Origin of the sequence: Pseudarthrobacter humi, assembly GCF_024294965.1 — a bacterium.
In the GTDB taxonomy this organism is placed as follows: Bacteria; Actinomycetota; Actinomycetes; order Actinomycetales; family Micrococcaceae; genus Arthrobacter; species Arthrobacter humi.
On sequence record NZ_JANCLV010000030.1, the window covers coordinates 1 to 7,410 of the forward strand.

At 65.9% G+C, this 7,410-nt stretch carries 8 protein-coding genes; all 8 read left to right on the forward strand.

Annotated features, from left to right (window positions below; genetic code table 11):
• Window positions 1–411 precede the first annotated feature (411 nt).
• A complete protein-coding gene (uraD, locus tag NFC73_RS20480; RefSeq protein ID WP_254753288.1) occupies window positions 412–909 on the forward strand; it encodes a 2-oxo-4-hydroxy-4-carboxy-5-ureidoimidazoline decarboxylase in 498 nt (165 codons plus the stop codon).
• Window positions 906–1,247 (forward strand): hydroxyisourate hydrolase, encoded by a 342-nt coding sequence (gene uraH, locus NFC73_RS20485; RefSeq protein WP_248758541.1) that lies wholly within the window; start codon window positions 906–908, stop codon window positions 1,245–1,247. Before uraD ends, uraH begins: the two co-directional genes overlap by 4 nt.
• Window positions 1,248–1,597: 350 nt before the next feature.
• Window positions 1,598–2,947, forward strand: coding sequence for an MFS transporter (locus NFC73_RS20490; RefSeq protein WP_254753290.1), 1,350 nt, complete (start codon window positions 1,598–1,600; stop codon window positions 2,945–2,947).
• Window positions 2,948–3,015: 68 nt separating this feature from the next.
• Entirely contained in the window at window positions 3,016–3,699 is a 684-nt protein-coding gene (locus NFC73_RS20495) for a GntR family transcriptional regulator (protein WP_254753292.1), read from the forward strand.
• Window positions 3,696–4,511, forward strand: a complete 816-nt coding sequence (locus NFC73_RS20500; RefSeq protein ID WP_254753294.1) for an aspartate/glutamate racemase family protein — start codon at window positions 3,696–3,698, stop codon at window positions 4,509–4,511. Before NFC73_RS20495 ends, NFC73_RS20500 begins: the two co-directional genes overlap by 4 nt.
• Window positions 4,512–4,535: 24 nt before the next feature.
• Window positions 4,536–5,972, forward strand: a complete 1,437-nt coding sequence (locus NFC73_RS20505) for an amidohydrolase family protein (RefSeq protein ID WP_254753296.1) — start codon at window positions 4,536–4,538, stop codon at window positions 5,970–5,972.
• Window positions 5,973–5,980: 8 nt separating this feature from the next.
• Window positions 5,981–6,712, forward strand: a complete 732-nt coding sequence (locus NFC73_RS20510; protein WP_254753298.1) for a maleate cis-trans isomerase family protein — start codon at window positions 5,981–5,983, stop codon at window positions 6,710–6,712.
• Between the two features lie 209 nt (window positions 6,713–6,921).
• Window positions 6,922–7,410, forward strand: a 489-nt coding sequence (locus tag NFC73_RS20515; protein ID WP_504967627.1) for a pyruvate dehydrogenase E1 component-related protein, incomplete at its 3' end; no start/stop codon positions are given.

The window sequence follows — 7,410 nt, forward strand, 5'->3', positions numbered from 1 at the left end:
CGATGCACTCCGCGTCTGGCCCAGTTCGCTATCCCGGCTCGAGCGCGGCCAAACACGCGATGACGAGTTCTACGAGCGCTACTCAGCCTGGCTCAAGGAACATTGACAGCAATAGGAGCATCATTCATGTCGCGGCCCATTCCGGCGAAGGTGCGCAGGGTAATCTCCTGGCCTATCTCGGCGAAACCGTCCTCAGCAGTGACAAAACGCAAGACGGACGACGGCGGGACCTCCCGCCGTCGTCCGCTTTCTGTTTGGGGCGTGACCCAGGCAGCGTCCCGGCAGTTGACACCCGCCAGTGCGTGCGGTTGACTTTTGCATATGCTGAAATAACAGTTCCATGATGCGGAATCAAGTATCCGCATAGCCCTACACCGTGGATGCCAGCATCAAAACACAAGGATCTGTTGTATGCACCTTGAACAGTTCAACATGGCCGGCCGCCCGGAGGCTGCCGATATGCTGCGTCCCTGCCTGGACATCCAACGCTGGATCGACGAGCTCGCCGACGCGCGGCCCTATTCCAGCATCGACGCGCTCCTGGCGGCGGGCGGCGGCGCAGCCAAACCCTTCACTCCGGCGGAGATCGAAGCGGCCCTTGCCCACCATCCGCGGATCGGCGAGCGGGCGCAGGGAGACAGCGCGGAAGCGAAGCTGTCCCAGTCGGAACAGGCCGGACTGGGCGTGGCCGACGCTGCCGTGGCCGAGGCCCTCGCGGAAGGCAACCGGGCCTACGAGGAGAAATTCGGGCAGGTGTTCCTGATCCGCGCCGCCGGCCGCAGCCGCGAGGAGATCCTGGCCGCCCTCAACACCAGGCTCGCCCACACCCCCGAAGCAGAACAAGCAATCATTGGCCAGCAGTTGCGGGAAATCGCAGTGCTCCGACTCGAAGGGCTGATCGGCAGATGAGCACCTCCCACGTCACCACCCATGTACTCGATACCGGCTCCGGGAAGCCGGCGGCCGAGGTCCCGGTAACCCTCCACGTGCTCGACGGCGAGCGCTGGGTCCCGATCGCAGAGGGCGCCACCGACGCGGACGGACGCATCAAAGAGCTGGGGCCGGAGCGGCTGCCGTCGGGGACCTACCGCCTGGCGTTCGACACGGGCAAGTACTTCGCCGCCAGCGGCACCGAAACGTTCTTCCCGGAGGTGACCCTCACGTTTGGCGTGGTGGAATCGGAGGCCCACTACCATGTGCCGCTCCTGCTGAGCCCGTTCGCCTATTCCACGTACCGGGGCAGCTGAGCCCACCGGCCCCTGCCGGAAAACTGAGACGACAGGAAGGGCCCGCGGCGTCGCCGCGGGCCCTTTCGCGCGCCCAGGCTCCGCACACCGGCCGCAGTCACAATCGGTGATTTGGCCCGAGTGGGCCATAACGGAACAAATTCCTTGACAGTGGTACGGGTCACTTCTATTCTGAATTTTGGGATCCCAATTTGGGATCCCAAAAGATCGAGAACCGGATTCCAGGCCACAGTTCATGGCCCGGCTTCTCCGGACTTAGGCTCCAGGACGCCCCACCAGCGGCCTCCTGCCCCGCGAACACCCAAGCCATTCTTCCCGCCTGCAATCTCCCTCTCTGCAAAGGAGAAGTTGTGTCTCTTCAAAATACTGAAACCGCCGTACCGCTCCCCGACGACAAAGCCGGCAAAACCGGCAAGGACGGCGTGCAACGTCGCACCAACGTCCGCTGGAAAATGTTCCTGCTCCTGCTGGTCCTCGTCGCCGTCAACTACATCGACAGGGGCTCCATCTCGGTGGCCCTGCCCATCATCCAGAAGGAATTCAATCTCGCCCCCGAGCTCGTGGGCCTCCTGCTCTCCGCCTTCTTCTGGACCTACGCGCTGATGCAGGTCCCGGTAGGCCTCCTGATCGATAAGTTCGGTCCCCGCAAGGTCATGACGGCGTCCTGCGTCGGCTGGGGCGCCGCCACGGCCGCCTCGGGCCTGGCCGGGGGCTTCCTCAGCATGTTCATTGCCCGGCTGGGCATTGGCGTCACGGAAGCCGGCGTCATGCCGGCCGGCGGCAAGCTCAACGCGATCTGGATGCACAAGTCGGAGCGCGGACGCGGCGCCACCATCCTCGACGCCGGCGCGCCTCTTGGCGCCGGCCTGGGCGGCATCATCATTGCCGGCCTGATCGCCTCCACCGGCAGCTGGCGCCTCGCGTTCATCATCGCCGGTGCCGCCACAGTCCTGATGGGCCTGGCGGTCTGGTGGTACGTCCGCGACAATCCCCGCCTGCACCGCGGGGTCAACGACGCCGAGGCCGAATACATTGAAGCCTCCCATGCTGCAGAGGACGCTGCGGCCGAGCTCGACGGCAGCAAGGGCAAGCGCGCCCTTCTGCCCTACCTGAAATTCCGCTCCTTCTGGGCCATGTGCCTCGGCTGGCTGGGCTTCAACGGCGTCTTCTACGGACTGCTGACCTGGGGACCGCTCTACCTGGCCCAGGACAAGGGCTTCGACCTCAAGACCATCGGCTGGTCCACGTTCGTGATCTTCGGCGCCGGCTTTGTCGGCGAAATCCTGGGCGGTGCAATCGCCGACAAGTGGCAGTCCACCGGCGCCTCCGCCAACCGTGTGATGCGCACGCTTCTGGGCACCTCCAGTGTGGTGGTGATCGGCGGCCTGATCGGCGTAACCGTCGTGGCCGACCCCACCACCGCCGTCGTACTCCTGTCCGTGGTCATGTTCTTCCTCCGCTGGGTGGGCCTGTTCTGGAGCATCCCCTCCATCCTGGGCGGCCGGACCAACGCCGGCGTCCTGGGCGGGGCAATGAACTTCAGCGGCAACATCTCCGGCTTCGTGACCCCGATTGCGGTCGGCCTGATTGTCGGTGCCACCGGCTCCTACACGTGGGCGCTGCTGTACTTCGTGGGATCCGCGATCATCATGGGGGTATCCGTCCTGACCCTGAACTACAACAAGCGGCTACCTGTCTAAGCTAGCCACACGCACCTGTTCCTGACGCCGGGAACGCAACGCCAGACAAGAACCGAAAGTGGAGAAGCATGCACAGCGCAGAAGAAACCCAGGACAAGGAACGCCCCCTTCGGGAGGCTGTCCGGGACACCCTCCGCAACAGGATCTTCGAAGGGCATTACGTTCCCGGCACCAGGCTGGTGGAACGCGACCTCGCCGCCGAATTCAACGTGTCACGGCTTCCCGTCCGCGAAGCGCTCCGCATGCTGCGCCAGGAAGGGCTCATCAGCGACAGGGGCGCCCGCGGAGCCGAGGTCAGCACCCTGAGTCCCAAAGACGTCGAGGACCTGTTCGATGTCAGGCAGTCCCTTGAGGTGCTTGCCTGCCGCCTGGCCGCCTCCCGCGCCACGCCCGAAGACCTCGAACAACTCCAGGCCCTGCTGGATGAAGCCGACCGCTGCCTGGCCAAGGGCGCCATCATGGAAGCCCACCGCGCCAACAGCGAATTCCACGACGCCATCACCCGCATCGCCAATAACGACTTTCTCCGCTCAGCGCTGGAACCCCTTCAGGGCCGCATGCACTGGCTCTTCCGCCACGTCAGCGACCTCCCGGAACTGATCCAGGAACACCGTGACCTGTACGCCGCCATTGCCAGCGGCGACCCGGAACGCGCCGCCGCCCAATCGGCGTCGCACATCGGCAAGTACCGCGAACAGTTCCCCGAAGACTCCACCGCCGCCGAGCCCAAGCTGCATCGGAAAAAACCATGAAACTCCTGGTCATCAACCCCAACATCAGCGACGACGTTACCGCCCTGATCGAAGCGGAGGCCCTCCGCTCCGCCTCCCCCGGAACCGAACTTGTGGTCCGGACCGCCGGGTACGGCGTGGAGTACATCGAAACCCGCTTTGAATCCCTGGTCGCGGCCGGAGCCGTCGCCGAAATCGTCGCCGAGTACACCCGCGACGGCGCCAGCATCGACGGCGTTGTGGTGGCCGCCTTCGGCGACCCCGGGATGCCCGCGCTGAAGGAACTCACCGACATCCCCGTTATCGGAATCACCGAGGCGGCACTCTGCGCAGCCGCCCTGCAGGGGCACCGGTTCTCCATCATCGCCATCTCAGACCGGATCCGGCCCTGGTACCGGGACTGTGTGGAGCGCTTCGGGCTCGGCGGCCGGCTGGCATCGATCCGCTCCATCAACGAAGCCCTCCACGGCATCGCCTCGGTGCAGCAGGACTTCAAGGCAACCCTGCTGGCACTCAGCCGCCAGGCCGTCACGGAGGACGGGGCCGACGTCGTGATCCTCGCGGGAGCCCCGCTCGCCGGCCTGGCCCGCGAACTCCGCGGGCAGATCGGCGTCCCCGTGGTGGACGGTATCTCCGCAGGCATCCGCATGGCAGAAGCTGTTGTTGGGCTCGATTCGGGACCGCACCGCGCCGGCGCCTTCGCACCGCCGCCGGCCAAGTCCCGCCGCGGCCTGTCCGAGAACCTGGACGCCGCACTCACCACCGCGCAGAACGCGGCCGCGCACGATCCCGCCCGCGTCACCCAACCGGCCGCGCCCGCACCGGCCAACTAGCCACTTCTATTTAGGAGGACACCGATGTCCGACACGCCAGAACTCGTCATTGCCAACGGCACCGTAGTCAACAGTTTCGGCCGCCACGGGGCCCACGTTGTGGTCCGGGAGGGCCGCATCGACCGGCTGGTGGACGCCGCCGAGCCCGTCCCCGCCGCTACGCGCGTTATCGATGCCGCCGGCCTGCTGGTCATTCCCGGCGGCGTCGACGGACACTGCCACGTGGACCAGATAACCGGGCGGTTCCGCACCCTCGATGACTACCGGACCACGTCGACGGCCGCTTTGTGGGGCGGCACCACCACCATTATCGACTTCGGCATCCCCCGGGACGCCCGGGAAACCCCGCTGGACGCCGTGCTTTCCAAGAAGGAACTGGCCCGCGAGTCCCGGTGCGACGTCGCGCTGCACGGCTCCGTGGTCAGCTGGGACGAAACCGTGCCCTGGCAGTTGGAGCAGCTCGCCGCCGAGGGCGTCCGGTCCGTCAAGATGTACACCACCAACCGCGGCACCACCATGGCGGACGGGGACACCATCCTGAAGGTCATGCGCGAAATGGTCCGCCTGGACGGCCTCACCTACATCCATGCCGAGCACGACCCCATCATCGCGGACTGCACCCAGCAGCACGCTGACGACGGTCGGATCGGCGTCGAACACCTGCACCGCACGCGCCCCGAACTGGCCGAAGAGGTCTCGGTCAAGGAAACCCTGGCCATGGCCGAATACACCGGTGCCCCCGTCTACTTTGTGCACCAGTCCACTCCCGGAGCCGTGGATCTGGTCACCGAGGCCCGCGGCCGAGGCCAAGAGGCCTACTCCGAGACCTGTCCCCACTACCTCACCCTTGACGACAGCGTCTACGGATCGGTGATGCCGGAGTGGTACGCCTGCTGCCCGCCCATGCGGAGCCCGCAGACCGTCGCCGCGCTCCGGGAACGGCTTTCCGACGGCGCCATCCACACCGTTGCCTCCGACCACTCCTGCTACGACCTCACGCAAAAGCGGGAGCGGTCGGATGACATCCGCGAAATGCCGCACGGACTCCCGGGCGTCGAAACCCGGATGCCCGTCACGTTCACCGCCCTGATGGAAGGAGCCCGCGAAGCCCGGGTCGAGGACTTCGTCGAAGTCTTCGCCGCCGGCCCCGCCCGCATTAACGCCCTACCCCGCAAGGGAACCATCGCCCCCGGGTTCGACGCCGACCTGGTCATCTTCGATCCGGCCGAGGAAAGAACCGTCGACGGCGAGGCCCTGCACATGGGCACCGACTTCTCCCCGTTCGACGGCAGGACGCTCATGGGCTGGCCCGCCGTCGTCGTCTCCGCCGGACGCGTGGTGGTGGACAGCGACGGGTTCCACGATCCCGGTCCTGTGGGCCGCTTCGTGCCCCGCCTCGGCTTCCGCGAGCATCTGGCCGCGACGTCCGTCCCTACTCCCGCCGCCCAGGCCACCCGTTAGGAGCCCTCATGCCTTCCACAACCCGCGCCACCCGCATCGGCATGATCGTGCCGTCCTCCAACACGTGCCTCGAACCGCAGAGCTACCGGATCCTGGGCGACCGTGACGACGTCACCATCCACTTCGCCCGGATCCCGGTCACCCGCATTGCCCTCGATAAGTCCTCGGACAAGCAGTTCGATGCCGCGGTCATGCGTTCAGCCGCCGAACTCCTCGCCACCGCCGATGTGGACGTCATCGCCTGGAACGGCACCTCCGGTTCCTGGCTCGGCGCCGACCATGACCGCCGGCTCGTGGAGGAAATCACGGACGCTACGGGAATCCCGGCCACCACATCAACCCTGGCGTACATGGAAGCGTTCCGGACCTTCGGCACCGAACGCATCGGGCTCTTCACTCCGTACACCGCGGACGTCAACGAACAGATCGTCGCGTCCTACCAACGGGACGGCATCAAGACCCTCGACCACCGGTTCCTTGGCCTGAGCGACAACGAGTCGTTCGCCCGGGTCTCCGACGCCGAAATGCTGCCCGGATCGCTGGAGCTTGCCGCGTCCAGGCCGGACGCCGTCATCTACCTCTGCACCAACCTCTACGGCGCCAACATCACCGCGGAAATTGAGGCCGAGACGGGCGTTCCCGTGCTGGACTCCGTGGCCGTAACGCTGTGGCGTTGCCTCAGGATGGCGGGGGCACCGCTGCTGGACCCGCGCTGGGGCAGGCTCCTCACGTCCGCCTGAAAGCAACGCGGGGTCAGATACGGCCGATTCCGGGCGGCCTATTGGGCGGTATCTGACCCCGCGTTGCTTGTGGCTCCGCTACCAGCCAAATGTGACCGTCCGCCCGCCTTGACGCTTGGCTCGTCACCTAGATAATCTCGAGATGCAATAAAGTTTTCTCACAGAATGAAAACTTGAGCAAACTATTCAACGATGAAAAGAGGCTGGACGTGGCTGCAGGAGAAGAGACCTCCCATATCCTCAGCGGGTTGACAAACCAGCTGCCTGATCGTGATCCGGAAGAGACCGCCGAATGGCTGGAGTCCCTGGATGCCCTGATTCAGGAACAGGGCACCGAGCGTGCCCAATACATCATGCGGAGCCTGCTCCAAAGGGCGGGCGCGCAGAGCGTCGGCGTGCCGATGGTGACCACTACGGACTACGTGAACACCATCCCGGTGGACCAGGAAGCTCCGTTCCCCGGCAACGAAGAGTTCGAGCGCCGGTACCGGGCGTACATGCGCTGGAACGCCGCCATCATGGTCCACCGGGCCCAGCGGCCGAACATCGGGGTGGGCGGGCACATCTCCACCTATGCCGGTGCCGCCACCCTGTACGAGGTGGGCTTCAACCACTTCTTCCGCGGCAAGGACCACCCCGGCGGCGGTGACCAGGTCTTCTTCCAGGGCCACGCCTCCCCCGGCATGTACGCCCGCGCG